We start from the raw sequence: 15,644 nt of genomic DNA, 5'->3' as shown, positions 1-15,644 counted from the left end.
CGGAATCATGTCTGACACGAACACTTACGCACCGCCCAAGGTCTGGACCTGGGACGCCGAAAATGGCGGCAAATGGGCCAAGGTCAACCGTCCGATCGCCGGGCCCACACACGAGGGCACGCTGCCGCGCGGGAAGCACCCCTTGCAGCTCTATTCAATGGGCACGCCCAATGGCCAGAAGGTCAGCATCCTGCTCGAAGAGTTGCTGGCCCTGGGCGAGACAGGCGCGGAATACGACGCCCACCTGATCCGGATCGGCGAGGGCGAGCAGTTCTCGACGGGCTTCGTGGAAGTGAACCCAAACTCGAAGATCCCGGCGCTTCTTGATACTGACACCGGCAGTCGTGTCTTTGAGAGCGGCGCGATCCTCCTCTATCTGGCCGAGAAGTTCGGGCATTTCCTGCCCAGGGACGCAAAGGCGCGCACTGAGGTCATGAACTGGCTCTTCTGGCTGCAGGGCTCGGCTCCCTATCTGGGCGGCGGGTTCGGGCATTTCTACGCCTATGCACCCGAGAAATTCGAATACCCGATCAACCGCTTCACCATGGAGGTGAAACGCCAGATGGACGTGCTCGACCGCGAACTGTCCGCGCACCGTTATCTGGGCGGTGACGAATACTCCATCGCCGACATCGCCACCTGGCCCTGGTACGGCAATCTGGTTCTGGGCGAGGCCTATGGCGCGGGCGAGTTTCTGCAGGTTGAGAACTACAAGAACCTGCGCCGCTGGGCCGAAGAAATCCTTGAGCGCCCCGCCGTTCAACGCGGGCGCAGGGTGAACCGCAGCTGGGGCGAGCCTTCGGACCAGCTGCACGAACGCCACGACGCGTCTGATTTCGATCTGAAAACCGAAGAAATACCGGCACCCGAAAACGTCGCTTGAGACGCGTATCCCAAAAGGGAGAAACAGCGTTGAAGTTCCACCCTCACCCGAATCCGAAAGCGACGACGGTTGTCCTGTTCGTCGAAGAAGCCGAACCGCCATTTGAAGGTGTGCCGGCGGATACCACCAGGGCGAGCAGTACGACCCGGCGTTCAGAGTCGCGTGAAGAGACTGTCTGACCGCATTCGTCATCAGACGGGACGCCAGCCGAAATGAGATATCGGCCAGACCGAGAATCTGCGTAGTTGAACGCCCGCTGTGTTATCCGGAAGCCGCCCGACGTGAGGTGAGAGCGATAGAGGTTTGCGGTCTGGCGGAGAGGATCTTGCTGATGATGTAGCGCAGCAGCGCCGGCCAGCGTTCGGTGTTGGGCAACCGAGGCGCAGTTGCCAGAACTTGGTCAAGACTCTTGCAGATATTGGCGATCATCGCCTTGATCTGATCTCCGGTCGCATGAGAAATGGTGAACAGCAGGCGCGACTGGCCGGCGTGCTGGGTCAGGCGGGCGACGCCGGCAAGCAGCATCGGGCGGTTAATGATCGCCTCAAGGCGTGCCTTCGGGTGGGCCAAGCGGACAGGCAACAGCTGCGTCAGCACCGCGGTCAAATACCTGACCAAGTCGACCTGGTCGCACGCGGCGCTCTACGTTGGCACAGCCTTGGTAGAAGCCGGCGACGATGGCGTGCGCAGCATCGGAATCGACGAGTTTCGCGGCTTGAACACCCGCATCTGTCGTCCGGTCGGTTTGAGCAAGAAGGACTGCAGTCAGCTGATGGCATTCGCCATCGCTCGTCTCGGCAACCACAGTACGATCTTCGCAATGTCATCGATCTGGCCCGCTATCTGCTGCCCACGCCACCGGTTCCATCAAGGTTTCGCCGCCAGCTGCTGGCGCTCGGTAGCGGCGATCCGACGCGGGCCATTTGCTCGACGCTGATCGCGCAGGCGTTTCAATCGATTTGCCACCCGATCCGGCCGCACATCGACACGCGAAGCGCCGACCGCCCAGGGCGCCCGGGGTGTTTCGTTTTCTGCCTCCTGCGACGACGCGTGTCCGGTCGAGTCATCGACGCCTATGTAAGGACAGCGCTTCGGGAAACGACTGTATCGCTAACGATCGGACCACAGGATCGCGACAGCAACGACACCGGGCAATCGGGCGTTCCGCTCGACCTCGCCGCCCAGGAGAGCACATGCATTCCCGTTTCATCAAGGCAGCGGCAGGCACACTGCTATTCATTGCACTCGTCCAATTCTTCTGGCCACCTGTGCTATGGGCGCTGGTGATCGTTGTGCCCTTGGCACTCGTCGGCGTCTACGACATCTTTCAACCGCAGCACAGCATCCGGCGCAACTTCCCCCTGTTCGGGCGTGGCCGCTGGTTCATGGAGGCCATTCGCCCCTATATCCGCCAGTACCTGGTGGAGGCCGATACCGATGGCGCGCCGATCAACCGTATGTTCCGCAGCGTCGTCTATCAACGCGCCAAGAATGAGCTCGATACCGTGCCCTTCGGGACCCGGGTTGACACCTATCGCACCGGCTACGAATGGATCGGCCACTCGCTTGCGGCCATCGATGTCGCAAAGACCGACAGCGATCTGCGCGTCAGCGTGGGTGGCCCGGCGTGCCTGCAGCCCTACCAGGCCAGCATCCTCAATATCTCGGCGATGAGCTTCGGCGCCCTCAGCCAGAACGCCCTACTGGCGCTGAATAGCGGTGCCAAGCGGGGTGGTTTCTCGCATAACACCGGCGAGGGCGGCATCAGCCCCTATCACCTCGAACACGGTGGTGACCTGGTCTGGCAGATCGGTACCGCCTACTTCGGCTGTCGCGATGCGCAAGGCAATTTTTCCGATGACGCCTTTCGCGAGCAGGCCGCATTGGCGTCAGTGCGCATGATCGAGATCAAGCTCTCGCAGGGGGCCAAGCCCGGTCATGGCGGCATTCTTCCGGCCGACAAGAACACCCCGGAGATCGCCCGCGCACGTGGCGTCGAACCCGGCACCCAGGTCAACTCGCCACCGGGCCACAGCGCCTTCGACTCACCGCTCGGCCTGGTCCGCTTCGTCGCCCGACTGCGGGCGCTCTCCGGCGGCAAGCCGATCGGTTTCAAGCTCGCCATCGGGCGCAGGAGTGAGTTCATCGCCATCTGCAAGGCGATGGTCGAAACCGGCATAGCGCCCGATTTCATCACCGTCGATGGCGGCGAGGGCGGCACCGGCGCCGCGCCGCTCGAATACACCAACTCCGTCGGCATGCCGCTGCGCGAGGCCCTGGCTTTCGTTGACGACAGCCTGACTGGCTTCGGGCTGCGACAAGATATCCGCATCATCGCCTCGGGCAAGATCCTCACCGGCTTCCACCTCGTCAAGAACATCGCTCTGGGTGCCGACCTGTGCAACAGCGCGCGCGGCATGATGCTGGCATTGGGCTGCGTCCAGTCGCTCACCTGCAATAGCAACCACTGCCCTTCGGGCGTCGCGACGCAGGATCCTCGCCTCTATCGAGGCCTGGTGGTGACCGACAAGGCGCAGCGCGTGGCCCAGTTCCACGCCAAGACCGTGCATGCAACCGCTGAACTCATCGCCTCGGCCGGCCTGTGCCGTACGACCGGCCTGAACCGTACGCACATCTTCCGGCGCGTCAGCCAGAGTGCGATTCGACGCTACGACCAGCTCTTTCCCTATCTTGAGTCTGGCGTCCTGCTTGGCGATGCCATACCGGAGTCATTCGCTCTGGAAGTCCGGGAGGCCGCATCCGATCGATTCATGCCGACAAGTTGCATGACGCATATCAACGATGAGTACTGCGCGATAGAGCAACCGTTGCGCAGCGAAATGAAGAGCGTTACGGAAGAGGAAATCCAATGAAGGCACCTGACCTGTTCGTCAAAGCGCAAGAGTCAGAGGGTGTCGAGCACAGCAGCGTCCCCCCAACCTTTACCGCTCGCCGACGCTGTCCCTGCATGTCGCTGCGATTTTTTCGCAAAGTGACATCGTGAAGTTGGTTTGATTGGAGAGATCAGCCATGAAGCAGGAACCGCCGGCATTCTCGCGCCCGCTCTGAGCGCGCCGACTTGAACGGATCGCTGAAGTCAGGAGTGAAGGCGAACGATCCTGCTGCGTTCGCCGGTCTCGATGCAGCCTACAAATAGGAAGATGCCATGTCTAAAACAAATGCCGAACAGAAACCACTCGATAGTGGTGAACGTCAACGTCTGAAACAACAGAATGAAGGCACGGCTCCCTGGCGGCTCTGGGGGCCCTACCTGAGTGAACGCCAGTGGGGCACCGTGCGCGAAGACTACAGCGAGGGCGGTGATGCCTGGGATTCCTTTCCTCACGACCACGCCCGCAGCCGCGCCTACCGGTGGGGCGAGGATGGTCTCGCCGGACTCTCCGACGACAAGCAGCAGCTCAACCTGTCGCTGGCATTGTGGAACGGCAAGGACCCGATCCTCAAGGAGCGCCTGTTCGGCCTCACGAACGGCGAGGGCAACCACGGCGAGGACGTAAAGGAACTCTACTACTACCTGGACGCCACGCCGAGCCACTCCTATCTGAAGTTCCTCTACAAATATCCCCAGGCGGAATACCCCTATGCGCGCCTGCGGGAGGAGAACCGGCAACGCGGCATGGACAAACCCGAGTTCGAACTTCTGGATAGCGGGGTGTTCGAGCAGGACCGTTATTTCGACGTCTTCGTGGAGTATGCCAAGGCGGACACTGAAGATATCTTGATGCGCATCACCGTGCACAACCGCGGCGACCAGGCCGCCACCCTGCACTTGCTGCCCCAGCTCTGGTTCCGCAACACCTGGAGCTGGGGCTACGATGCCGAACGTCCTGCGCTGTCCGCCACCGAGCTCGGCTCCGTCAGCGTGCGCCACGACGCGCTTGGCGATTACCACTGGTACGCCGAGGGTGGACCCGAGCTCCTGTTCTGCGACAACGACACCAACGTGCGCCACCTCTACGGCATGGAGGCGCAGGGGCATTTCAAGGACGCTTTCCACGACTACCTGATAGACGGAAAGGTCGATGCGATCAACCCACAACAGAGCGGCACCAAGGCGGCGGCCCTCTACCGCCTGGAGATCGCGGGTGGCGGCAGCGCCGTACTGCGCCTGCGTTTGAGCAAGGGCGTCAGCCAAGATGCCTTCAGCACCTTCGACGAGCTGATGCAAACGCGCATCGACGAGGCCGATACCTTCTACGCTGACCTGCAAGCGAACATCGTTGATCCGGACCTGGCCCGGATCCAGCGCCAGGCCCTGGCCGGCATGATCTGGAGCAAGCAGTTCTTCTACTACGATGTGCCCGAGTGGCTGAATGGCGACCCCGGCGGCCCCAAGCCTCCGGACGCACGCCGTCATGGTCGCAACAGCGACTGGAAGCACCTCAACAATGCGGACATCCTCTCCATGCCGGACAAGTGGGAGTACCCCTGGTACGCCGCCTGGGACCTGGCCTTCCAGTGCCTGCCCCTGGCGCTGGTAGATCCGCAATTCGCCAAGGACCAACTGCTGCTACTGACCCGCGAGTGGTACATGCACCCTAACGGCCAGCTACCCGCCTACGAGTGGGCCTTCGGCGATGTCAACCCACCGGTTCACGCCTGGGCCACTTGGGAGGTCTATCGTATGGACCAGCTGCAAAACGACGGCAAGGGAGACCGGGCGTTCCTGGAGCGGATGTTCCACAAGCTGATGCTCAACTTCACCTGGTGGGTGAACCGCAAGGATGCCGACGGCCGCAATGTGTTCCAGGGCGGCTTCCTGGGGCTGGACAACATAGGGGTGTTCGACCGTAGCGCGCCCCTGCCCACCGGCGGCCACATCAACCAGTCCGACGGCACCGCGTGGATGGCCATGTACTCACTCAATCTGATGCGTATCGCCCTCGAGTTGGCACGGGAAAACCCGGTCTACCAGGACATCGCCACCAAATTCTTCGAACACTTCCTGCACATCGCCGCGGCCATGAACAATATTGGCGACGGTGACTATGTCCTGTGGAACGAGGAGGATCAGTTCTTCTACGACGTACTGCAACTACCCAATGGGCGAAAAATGTCGCTGAAGGTGCGCTCCATGGTTGGGTTGATTCCGCTCTTTGCCCTGGAGGTACTGCCCCAGGCGCTGCTGGACGAAGTCCCGGAGTTCACCCGGCGCATGAAGTGGTTCCTCGACTACAGGCCGGAGCTGCATGCCCTGGTTTCTCACTGGGAGGAGAAGGGGGTGCACGGTTGTCATCTGGTATCGCTGCTGCGCGGCCATCGTATGAAGGCCCTGCTACGGCGCATGCTGGACGAAACCGAGTTCCTCTCCGACTACGGCGTGCGTGCCCTGTCCCGCGTCCATGCCGACCAGCCCTATGAGTTCGGCTGCACCGGAGAGCGCCTGGAGGTGGGTTACTGGCCTGCCGAGTCCTTGTCCAACCTTTTTGGCGGCAATTCCAACTGGCGCGGCCCCATCTGGTTCCCGGTCAACTACCTACTGATCAGTTCATTGCGCCGTTTCCACGACTACTACGGCGACGAGTTCCAGGTGGAGTGCCCGGTGGGCTCCGGCCAGAACCTGAGCATTCGCCAGGTGGCCGATGAGCTGAGCCGGCGCCTGAGCCGCCTGTTCACACGCAACAACGAGGGACGGCGAGCGGTATTCGGCGAGTCCGAAAAACACCAGCACGACCCCCATTTCCGCGATCACCTGCTGTTCTACGAATACTTCCACGGCGACAGCGGCCGCGGGGTTGGAGCCTCCCACCAGACCGGCTGGAGCGGCTTGGTGGCCAACCTGATCCACGAGTTGCATGCTGTGCCGAACAAGCCCTGAACCGCAACGCTTGCCCTTATCAAGTTTAGAGAGACGAAAATGAACGATGAAACCTTACCCAAGGTAGTCATGCCCCGTTGTCCAAATCGGCAACTGCTGAAGGGCCAGAAGGCCCTGGTTACCGGCGCCAGCTCCGGCATCGGCCGGGCGGTGGCCGTCTACCTGGCGAAGGAGGGGGCTGATGTGGTGGTCAACTACGTGGCCGGCGAGGAGCAGGCCGCCGCGGTAGTGGACGAGATCGCCGCCAGCGGCGGCCGGGCCATGGCCATCCGAGCAGATGTCTCCAGCGAGGAGCAGGTGCGGGCCATGTTCCGGCAGATGATCGATGCCTACGGCACCATCGACATCCTGGTCAACAACGCTGGCCTGCAACAGGACGCCCCTTTCGACGAGATGACCCTGTCCCAGTGGAACAAGGTCATCGGTGTCAACCTCACCGGCCAGTTCCTTTGCGCCCGGGAGGCGGTGCGCGAGTTCAAGCGGCGCGGTGTGGTACCCGAAGTCTCATGCGCAGCCGGCAAGATCATCAGCATGAGTTCGGTGCACGAGGTAATTCCCTGGGCAGGCCACGTCAACTACGCCGCTTCCAAGGGCGGGGTGATGCTGATGACCAAAAGCCTGGCGCAAGAGGTCGCTGCCTACCGCATCCGGGTCAACAGTATTTGTCCCGGCGCCGTCCGCACCCCCATCAACACCGCTGCCTGGGAGACGCCGGAGGCCTACGCGGAGCTGATGAAGCTAATTCCCTACAACCGTATCGGTGAGCCCGATTACATCGCCCGGACCACCGCCTGGCTGGTCTCCGACGACGCCGACTATATCCAGGGCATAAGCCTCTTTGTGGACGGCGGCATGACCCTCTATCCCGGTTTCGCCGTAGGGGGCTGACAAGGTGATGGAGACCATGCGTCGCCACTGGCCCGAGTACCTTATGGAGGCCTGGGGCCTGGGCATGTTCATGGCCTCTGCCGGCATGGTGGTGGCCCTGCTGGAGTATCCCGGCTCGCCGTTGCACCTGCTGCTGCCGGACGCCGACCTGCGCCGCGCCCTGATCGGCCTGGCCATGGGATTAACCGCGGCGAGCATCATCTACACCCCCTGGGGTCAGCGCTCCGGTGCCCAGATCAACCCAGCGGTGACCCTGACCTTTCTACGTCTGCGCAAGATCGCCCCGCTGGACGCCCTGTTCTACATCCTGGCCCAGTTCATCGGCGGCACCCTGGGGCTCTGGCTGGTGTTGCTGCTGCTCGGCGATGCGTTCAGCCTGCCGCCGGTAGACCATGTGGCCACCGTGCCCGGTCCGCAGGGCCCGGCGGTGGCCTTTGTGGCGGAGTTGCTGATCTCGATGGGGTTGATGCTGACGGTGCTGTACTTCATGAATTCGCAACGCCTCGGCCGCCTCACCGGCCTGGCCTCCGCGGTGTTGGTGGCCACCTACATCACCCTGGAGGCGCCGCTGTCGGGGATGAGCATGAACCCGGCCCGCACCTTCGCCTCTGCGGCCTCTGGCGGCCCATGGACCCACACCTGGATCTATTTCACAGCCCCTATCCTGGGCATGCTGAGCGCCGTTGAAATCTATCATCTGCTGCACCGCAGCACTCAGCGCATGTGTGCCAAGCTCGACCACCCCGACCATGTGCGCTGTATCCACTGCGGCCACCGGCCACCATCCGACAACCATAGCCTTGAGGTATGAACAGGCCATGAGCGAACAGAACAACGACTTCATCATCATCGGTTCCGGAGCGGGCGGCGCCGCGGCCGCCTACAACCTGGTCAAGGCAGGCCGCCGGGTGTTGCTGCTGGAGAAGGGCGATCGGCTACCCCGCGACGGCAGCACCCTGGACGTAAAGCAGGTCTTTGCCGAGGGCCGATTCAAGAACCAACAGCCGTGGGTGGACAGCCAGAACCGCCAGTTCATCCCCAGCGAATTCTACAACGTGGGCGGCAAGACCAAGTGGTACGGCGCAGCCTTGCTGCGCTTCTCTCCGCACGAGTTCGAACCGGATCCACAACATCAATGTCCGGGCTGGCCGATTTCCGAGAAGGACCTGGCGCCCTATTACGACCAGGCCGAATCCCTGATGGCGGTCACCCGCTTCGACAACGAACCGGAGCTGCAGCAGCTGGTCGAGCGCGTCCTCGCCTCGGACTCGGCGTGGCGGGCCGACAGCCTACCGCTGGGGCTGAAGCGGGAGATCCTCGAACACCCGGAAGAGGCCAAACACTTCGATGGCTTCGCCTCCGCCTGCGGCTTCAAGTCAGACGCGGAGTGGAACCTGTTGGACGATCTCCAGGGGGAAGCAGACTTTACCCTCCTCCCCGGGCAGACAGTGACCGGGCTACTGCCTACCAAAGACGACCCGGCGCACATCATCGGTGTGGTATGTGCCGACGGTCGCCGCCACTTGGCCGGCGGCGTGATTCTGGCGGCCGGCGCCATGAGTTCCCCACGCCTGTTGCAGGACTATCTCGAAGCCAGCGGATTGGCTGAGCACCTACCCTCGACCGCCCTGGTCGGGGCCAACTTCAAGCTGCATGTCAACAGCGCCCTGTTGGGCTTCTCGCCATTCAAGAAGAGCGACGTATTGCGCAAGACGGCCTTCTTTCTCAACGACAAGTTTCCCCACAGTACGGTGCAGTGCCTTGGTTGGATGGACGGCGAAATTCTTGCCACCCAGCTGCCCGCTGCGGTGCCAAAATTTGTCGCGCGGGCCATGGGCGCACGGGCCTACGGGTTTTTTGTCACTACCGAGGATGGCTCCCATCCGGACAACCGCGTCATCTCCTGCGGCGGCCACGGTGGCGTGCCGGTGCTGGACTACGAAATCGACCGCCTGCCACCGGCACAGGCCGAGCATCGGCACATTATCCAGGCCTTCGGAGCCGGCCTACGCAAGGCGGGTATGCTGGGCGTCTCCCGTTACGTGGGGCTGGCCGGCACCGCCCATGCCTTGGGCAGCCTGATCACAGGCGCCGATCCAAAAACCTCGGTGGTGGATGCCGACGGCCAAGTGCACGGCATACAGGGGCTCTTCGTGGCCGACGGTAGCGTGCTGCCACGCTCCAGCAGGGTCAACCCGGCGCTCACCATCTATGCCTGGGGCCTGCGTCTGGGTGCACGGCTTGGCCGAAGAGAGATCGGCAATGCCGGATAGGCCGCAGCCGAACGGCGCGAATGGTGGCTGGCCAACCGTAACGGCGCCTGCGCCGTCGGTAGTCGCTACCCTGACCGGCACCAACACTCGGCGCTACCACGGCCTTTTTTTGGCGCAGACAAGCATGGCATGACGGAACGCCAAGTTGAGAGGATTGGCTAGCCGCCTGGCTTGATGCCAAATAACACAATAAAAATGTAATGAAAACGTCCTTCCTGCGACCTATATAGGAAACGTTTTCTTGTCACCCGTGCTAACAATTCATCGGATATCGTTCATGAAATACAAAAAGCTGGCCCTGCTGGCTGTCATCGTGTTGTTGGTCGGATTATATTTTCACTATGACCTAGGCCAATACATAAGTCTCCAGTCGCTCAAAAATCAACAAGCCGCCATTGAGGCTTTTCGTACAAGAAATCCACTACTGAGCATTGCCTGTTTTTTCGTCGGGTATGTCATTGTTACCGCCCTTTCATTTCCAGGAGCTGCGCTTCTTACTCTTGCTGGCGGTGCGGTATTCGGACTTCTCTGGGGAGTGGTAATAATTTCTTTTGCATCAACTATTGGCGCAACACTTGCCTTCTTGATGTCTCGATTTCTGCTGCGCGATTGGGTTAGCGAACGTTTTGGGCAGCGCTTGGCGGCTATCGACGACGGGGTGCGACGCGAAGGCGCCTTCTACCTTTTTACCCTGCGTCTGGTTCCGCTTTTCCCCTTCTTTCTGGTCAATCTGTTGTTCGGTCTGACCGCCATGAAAACCAGAGCCTATTACTGGGCCAGCCAACTCGGGATGCTCGCTGGCACGGTGGTCTACGTAAATGCCGGTACTCAACTGGCCAAACTGGACTCCCTGTCCGGCATCCTCTCTCCGGGCCTGCTCGGCTCGTTTGTCTTGCTCGGCATTTTTCCCCTGATTGCCCGCAAACTCGTGGAGATAGTTCGCATGAACAAGGTATTCGCCAAGTGGCAGAAGCCGACGCGTTTCGACCGCAATCTTGTGGTCATTGGTGGCGGTAGCGCCGGCCTCGTGACCTCCTACATCGCTGCTGCTGTCAAGGCCAGAGTGACCCTTGTTGAAAAGCACAAGTTGGGGGGTGATTGCCTGAATACCGGTTGCGTGCCGTCGAAGGCGTTGATTCGCTCAGCCAAGTTCCTCTCACACATCACGCGATCGCAGGAGTTCGGCATCGCTTCGGCCGATGCCAACTTCGAGTTTTCTGATGTCATGAAGCGCGTGCAAGCGGTGATCAAGACGGTCGAACCGCACGACTCGGCAGAGCGCTACACCGAACTGGGCGTCGATGTCGTGCAGGGCAGCGCCAAGATCGTTTCGCCTTGGGAGGTCGATATTACCCGCGATGATGGCAGTACCCAGCGCCTGTCGACCCGCAGCATCGTCATCGCTACCGGCGCCAGCGCCTTCGTGCCGCCGATCCCCGGCCTGGAGGAGGTCGGCTACCTGACGTCCGACAACGTCTGGGACATCCGCGAACTGCCGAAGCGTCTGGTCGTGCTCGGTGGCGGGCCGATTGGTTGCGAGCTGACGCAGGCTTTCTCTCGCTTGGGCGCCAAGGTGACGCAAGTCGAAATGGGTGCCCGCATAATGGTTCGCGAAGACCCGGAGGTTTCCGAACTGGTCACCCAGCGCTTCCGTGCGGAAGGGATTGATGTACTCCTCAATCATCGAGCGAAGCAGGTCGTCATGGAGAATGGAGAAAAGCTCCTGATTGCTGAATACGAAGGACAGGATATCCGTATTCCGTTCGATGCCGTGCTCGTTGCTGTCGGCCGTGCCGCCAATCTCAAAGGTTTCGGTCTGGAAGAACTGAGCATTCCGACCGGTCGCACCGTGGATACCAACGAATTCCTGCAAACCAATTACCCGAACATCTACGCCGCTGGCGACGTTGCCGGTCCTTTCCAATTCACCCATACTGCCGCCCATCAGGCTTGGTACGCCGCGGTCAACGCGCTGTTTGATCCGCTCAAGAAATTCAAGGCCGACTATTCGGTGATCCCATGGGCCACCTTCGTCGAACCAGAAGTTGCCCGTGTCGGCCTCAACGAACTGGAAGCCAAGGAAAAAGGCATTCTCTACGAAGTCATCACCTACGACATTGACGACCTTGACCGGGCGATTGCCGACAGTGAGGCCCATGGCTTCCTGAAGGTGCTGACGGTGCCGGGCAAAGACAGGATTCTTGGCGTCACCATCGTCGGCGAACACGCCGGCGACCTGATCGCCGAATACGTACTGGCCATGAAGCAAGGCATCGGTCTGAACAAAATCCTCGGCACCATCCATATCTACCCGACGCTGGCCGAGGCCAACAAGTATGTCGCCGGCAACTGGAAGAAGGCGCATGCACCGCAGAAATTGTTGGCCTGGGTCGAACGCTTCCACACTTGGCGCCGGGGGTAAGCCACATGTCGCTCATAAAAACAATTATCTTGTTGGCGGTCTTTGCACTCACCAGTTTCTCCGCATTGGCCTTTGACCACCAATACCGTGAGTGGAATACGTTGCTCGGTAAACACGTCAAGGTGGCGCCAGATGGCAATTCTAGTCGGGTCGACTATCGTGGCATGGCTGCGGATCAAGCTCAGATCAAGACCTGGCTAAAAGCCGTTTCCGCCGTCCCGGAAGCCGAGTACAAACAGTGGACAAAGCCGCAGCGGCTAGCCTTCCTGATCAATGGTTACAACGCCTGGACGGTCGAACTGGTTCTTAGCAAGTACCCGGATCTCAAATCTATCAAGGATATTGGCAGCGTTTTCCAGTCACCCTGGAAGAAGAACTTCATTCCACTCTTTGGCCAGGAAATGGCACTCGATGATATCGAACACGGGCTTATCCGTGAGCCTGGAGCCTTCGACGATCCACGCATTCATGCCGCAGTTGTCTGTGCCTCGATCGGTTGCCCGATGCTGCGCGCCGAGGCTTTTACCGCCGACAAGCTGGATAGCCAACTGGAAGACGGCATGCGTCATTTCCTGGCAGACAGCAGTCGTAATCGTTTCGATGCCGTCAGCGGAAATCTGCAGGTCTCGAAGATCTTCGATTGGTACGGCAAGGACTTTGAAAAAGGACACAAAGGCTTTGTCTCACTCAAAACCACCTTTGGCCACTATGCCGGGCAACTCACCAAAGCACCGGAGGCTCAGGAGCGGATTCGGCAAGGCGACTACAAGCTGGAGTTCCTCGACTATGACTGGCGCTTGAACGATAGCGCTTCGTCCGGGCGTCGCTAGGGAGCATCGATGAATTCTCTGGCTCGACGTGCAGGCAGTTGGTTGGGGCACTGGTTGAGCCAGCCGCATCATCGCCATGGGGTCTCGCTGCCGACCCGTTTGGAGCTTCTGGAAAAGACGCTACGGCCGGGGGATGTGCTTCTGGTTGAAGGCGACACGCGTGTCAGCGTGGCAATCAAGTATCTGACCCAATCTACCTGGTCCCATGCGGCGCTATACATTGGCGATGCTGCTGGTCGTAGCGGTTCCGGTAGATCTCCCTCGTGCTTTGTTGAGGCCGACATTATCGAAGGCGTTCGGCTGGTCGAACTTTCTGAGTTCGATGGCCTGCACTGCCGCATCTGCCGACCGGTCGGCCTCACCGACGCAGACCGGCAGCGGATCATCGACTACGGACTGGTAAGGGTCGGCCAGCAGTACGACCTGAGAAACGTTTTCGATCTGGCACGTTACCTGATTCCTACGCCACCCGTACCGCAACGTTGGCGGCGGTGCATGCTGTCGCTGGGCAGCGGCGATCCCACGCGGGCCATCTGCTCAACACTGATCGCTCAATGCTTCCAGTCGGTGCGCTATCCCATTCTGGCTAGAATCGAGTTACGCACCACCGATCACAAGGACTGCGCGGGCTGTATCGAGGAAATAATGAGGATTCGCCATCACAGCCTGTTCGTGCCTAGAGACTTCGATGTCTCGCCCTTTTTTCAAGTAATCAAGCCGACGCTGGAAAACGGCTTCGACTACCGCCGCATCAACTGGGCTGAGCGTTTACCAGAGGCTGAACAAAATGGAGCAAGTGCATGAACAGTCGTTTCCTGTACTGCCTGGTCGGCATAACCGCACCATTCGCAGCCCAAGCTGATCCGCTCTGGGTTGGCAGATTCAGTGAAACAGACAAGATAATTCCGGCCCCCTGGAAAATTCAACACCTCGACCAGCGGGTGCCGCCTACCCAATACACGCTACGCAAATGGGACGGCGTGGTTGCCATTGAGGCCAAGGCAAAGAAGAGCATGGCGTTACTTGGCCGCCCGCTTGCGGTAGATTTGAAAAAGACTCCCATTCTGTGCTGGCAATGGCGGATTGATGCGCCTGTTGCCTCCGCCGACATGACCCAAAAATCCGGTGACGATTACGCCGCTCGGGTCTACCTGACGTTTGCGGTGCCACCGGATCAGCTGAGTTTCTGCACCCGCACCAAGCTCCACCTAGCTCGTTCAATCTATGGTGCCCAAGTGCCGGATGCCGCGCTGAATTACATCTGGGACAACCGTCATCCGATCGGCACCTTGCAGGACAACGTCTATACGGATCGGGCGCGTATGCTGGTGTTACGCTCCGGTACAAGCCAGGCTGGCGTCTGGGTACAGGAGCGACGGAATGTTCTGGCAGATTTCCGACGCTCCTTCGGAGATATAAACAGCGAATTACGAGGCCTGGCCGTCGCATCAGATACCGACAATACGGGCGAGGAAGCGCATGCGGGTTTCGCTGATTTCCGGTTTGTTGAGACAGAGGATACTTGCCCTATATCGAATGATGGAGCTGACCTGTAAGAATTCTGGCGCACGAGAGCGGGCCCCGGAAATTCGGACAGTCGAGTGAGTGATCGCCTTGCCCCGAAGCACGGTCTGGCAAGCATATGGATATGTCCCTCATGAAATCTGAAGACTCTCCGCGTATTGGAGTGGCAATTCTGGCTAAGGCGCCAATCGCTGGTGCCGACCATCGCGTCGATATCAGACGTTGGCCGCTCGTTCCGGCGCTCGTTCTACTCGAAGGCAATAGCTGGGGAGAACTCCGCATGATGGCGCATTCCTCGCGACCAGCTCGCAATTTTCTCGCGCGCTCCAGAACTGCGGCCTTTTGGCTTGACCGCAGACTGCGCTCTGAGCAGCCAGCCATTTGCTTTTAGCTTCTCGGCCATGCTGTAGAGATGTAATATGCCATTACACTCACTTAAGGAATGGAAATGAAAAACGTTGCCGCGCTTCTGGTCTTGAGTGTTGCCATGTTGTCGTCGCCAGCTCTCGGCCAGGCATACTACAAATGCAAGACCCCTTCAGGCGGAACAGCTTTCTCTGACGCCCCTTGTTCCGGCGAGGATCGCGAAGAGCAAATCTTTCAAGGATCGAGCCAAGCCTACCCAGACCAGCGAGACGCGGCTAGAACACGGAATAGCGAGGCCCGGGTGCTCGATGCAAAGGTTGCCGAAGCAGTGGCTACCGGCGACTTCGGAAAAGCCAAGAGCTTGGCGGTTACCGAGAAACAGTGGCAAACGATTGCCGCTGCTGAGCGACGATATGAGCGCAGAGACGACGAACTGCGGGCCGAAGCGAAGAACAGTCAACAGTCAGGACTGTGAAAAAGCCCAGTGGAGCTACGACCTTGCGGCAGGTTCCAATAGTTCGAGTCGTGCTTCAATCGGAGCGGCAAAGCGGCGCATGTATTCGGCGTGCGGAATGCGCGAGCCAGACACTACTACGATCATAAATAACAACACGAGCCC

12 protein-coding genes are annotated in these 15,644 nt (G+C 60.1%); 11 read left to right on the top strand and 1 reads right to left on the bottom strand.

The features are described 5' to 3' along the window. Positions 1–7 precede the first annotated feature (7 nt). A complete protein-coding gene (gene yghU, locus V5B40_RS01915) occupies positions 8–883 on the top strand; it encodes a glutathione-dependent disulfide-bond oxidoreductase (RefSeq protein ID WP_332352877.1) in 876 nt (291 codons plus the stop codon). A 261-nt stretch (positions 884–1,144) separates the two neighbouring features. Here the strand turns inward: yghU and V5B40_RS01910 are convergent, their stop codons facing one another. Further along, a complete protein-coding gene (locus V5B40_RS01910) occupies positions 1,145–1,489 on the bottom strand; it encodes a hypothetical protein (protein ID WP_332353254.1) in 345 nt (114 codons plus the stop codon). Between the two features lie 587 nt (positions 1,490–2,076). Between V5B40_RS01910 and V5B40_RS01900 the strand changes: the two genes are divergently transcribed. From V5B40_RS01900 to V5B40_RS01855, 10 genes are all read left to right on the top strand, one after another. Continuing rightward, positions 2,077–3,756: an FMN-binding glutamate synthase family protein gene (locus V5B40_RS01900; RefSeq protein WP_332352876.1), complete on the top strand. Its 1,680-nt coding sequence runs from the start codon at positions 2,077–2,079 to the stop codon at positions 3,754–3,756. A 293-nt stretch (positions 3,757–4,049) separates the two neighbouring features. Next, the gene (locus tag V5B40_RS01895; protein WP_332352874.1) at positions 4,050–6,722 is read left to right on the top strand and encodes an MGH1-like glycoside hydrolase domain-containing protein; all 2,673 of its coding nucleotides are present in this window, start codon (positions 4,050–4,052) and stop codon (positions 6,720–6,722) included. Between the two features lie 39 nt (positions 6,723–6,761). Then, a complete protein-coding gene (locus tag V5B40_RS01890; protein ID WP_332352872.1) occupies positions 6,762–7,610 on the top strand; it encodes an SDR family oxidoreductase in 849 nt (282 codons plus the stop codon). A gap of 7 nt (positions 7,611–7,617) precedes the next feature. Further along, positions 7,618–8,421 (top strand): aquaporin, encoded by an 804-nt coding sequence (locus tag V5B40_RS01885; protein ID WP_332352871.1) that lies wholly within the window; start codon positions 7,618–7,620, stop codon positions 8,419–8,421. Positions 8,422–8,428: 7 nt separating this feature from the next. Further along, a complete protein-coding gene (locus V5B40_RS01880; RefSeq protein ID WP_332352870.1) occupies positions 8,429–9,883 on the top strand; it encodes a GMC family oxidoreductase in 1,455 nt (484 codons plus the stop codon). Positions 9,884–10,160: 277 nt separating this feature from the next. Beyond that, the gene (locus V5B40_RS01875) at positions 10,161–12,305 is read left to right on the top strand and encodes an FAD-dependent oxidoreductase (protein ID WP_332352869.1); all 2,145 of its coding nucleotides are present in this window, start codon (positions 10,161–10,163) and stop codon (positions 12,303–12,305) included. Positions 12,306–12,310: 5 nt separating this feature from the next. Next, positions 12,311–13,135, top strand: a complete 825-nt coding sequence (locus V5B40_RS01870) for a DUF547 domain-containing protein (protein WP_332352868.1) — start codon at positions 12,311–12,313, stop codon at positions 13,133–13,135. A 9-nt stretch (positions 13,136–13,144) separates the two neighbouring features. Beyond that, positions 13,145–13,939: a YiiX/YebB-like N1pC/P60 family cysteine hydrolase gene (locus tag V5B40_RS01865; protein ID WP_332352867.1), complete on the top strand. Its 795-nt coding sequence runs from the start codon at positions 13,145–13,147 to the stop codon at positions 13,937–13,939. Next, positions 13,936–14,691 (top strand): DUF3047 domain-containing protein, encoded by a 756-nt coding sequence (locus V5B40_RS01860; protein WP_332352866.1) that lies wholly within the window; start codon positions 13,936–13,938, stop codon positions 14,689–14,691. Before V5B40_RS01865 ends, V5B40_RS01860 begins: the two co-directional genes overlap by 4 nt. 416 nt (positions 14,692–15,107) lie before the next feature. Then, complete coding sequence (locus V5B40_RS01855; RefSeq protein ID WP_332352865.1) at positions 15,108–15,500, top strand: DUF4124 domain-containing protein; 393 nt, start codon at positions 15,108–15,110, stop codon at positions 15,498–15,500. Positions 15,501–15,644 lie beyond the last annotated feature (144 nt).

The sequence above is a fragment of the Candidatus Accumulibacter meliphilus genome (assembly GCF_036625345.1).
GTDB lineage: Bacteria > Pseudomonadota > Gammaproteobacteria > Burkholderiales > Rhodocyclaceae > Accumulibacter > Accumulibacter meliphilus.
This window is presented reverse-complemented; position numbering and strand designations above follow the sequence as displayed.

Excerpts from the sequence above, each read along its gene's own strand:
- V5B40_RS01870 (WP_332352868.1), top strand. The coding sequence starts at position 12,311 with ATGTCGCTCATAAAAACAATTATCTTGTTGGCGGTCTTTGCACTCACC.
- V5B40_RS01900 (WP_332352876.1), top strand. The coding sequence starts at position 2,077 with ATGCATTCCCGTTTCATCAAGGCAGCGGCAGGCACACTGCTATTCATT.
- V5B40_RS01875 (WP_332352869.1), top strand. The coding sequence starts at position 10,161 with ATGAAATACAAAAAGCTGGCCCTGCTGGCTGTCATCGTGTTGTTGGTC.
- V5B40_RS01865 (WP_332352867.1), top strand. The coding sequence starts at position 13,145 with ATGAATTCTCTGGCTCGACGTGCAGGCAGTTGGTTGGGGCACTGGTTG.
- V5B40_RS01885 (WP_332352871.1), top strand. The coding sequence starts at position 7,618 with ATGGAGACCATGCGTCGCCACTGGCCCGAGTACCTTATGGAGGCCTGG.
- yghU (WP_332352877.1), top strand. The coding sequence starts at position 8 with ATGTCTGACACGAACACTTACGCACCGCCCAAGGTCTGGACCTGGGAC.
- V5B40_RS01860 (WP_332352866.1), top strand. The coding sequence starts at position 13,936 with ATGAACAGTCGTTTCCTGTACTGCCTGGTCGGCATAACCGCACCATTC.
- V5B40_RS01895 (WP_332352874.1), top strand. The coding sequence starts at position 4,050 with ATGTCTAAAACAAATGCCGAACAGAAACCACTCGATAGTGGTGAACGT.
- V5B40_RS01855 (WP_332352865.1), top strand. The coding sequence starts at position 15,108 with ATGAAAAACGTTGCCGCGCTTCTGGTCTTGAGTGTTGCCATGTTGTCG.
- V5B40_RS01880 (WP_332352870.1), top strand. The coding sequence starts at position 8,429 with ATGAGCGAACAGAACAACGACTTCATCATCATCGGTTCCGGAGCGGGC.
- V5B40_RS01890 (WP_332352872.1), top strand. The coding sequence starts at position 6,762 with ATGAACGATGAAACCTTACCCAAGGTAGTCATGCCCCGTTGTCCAAAT.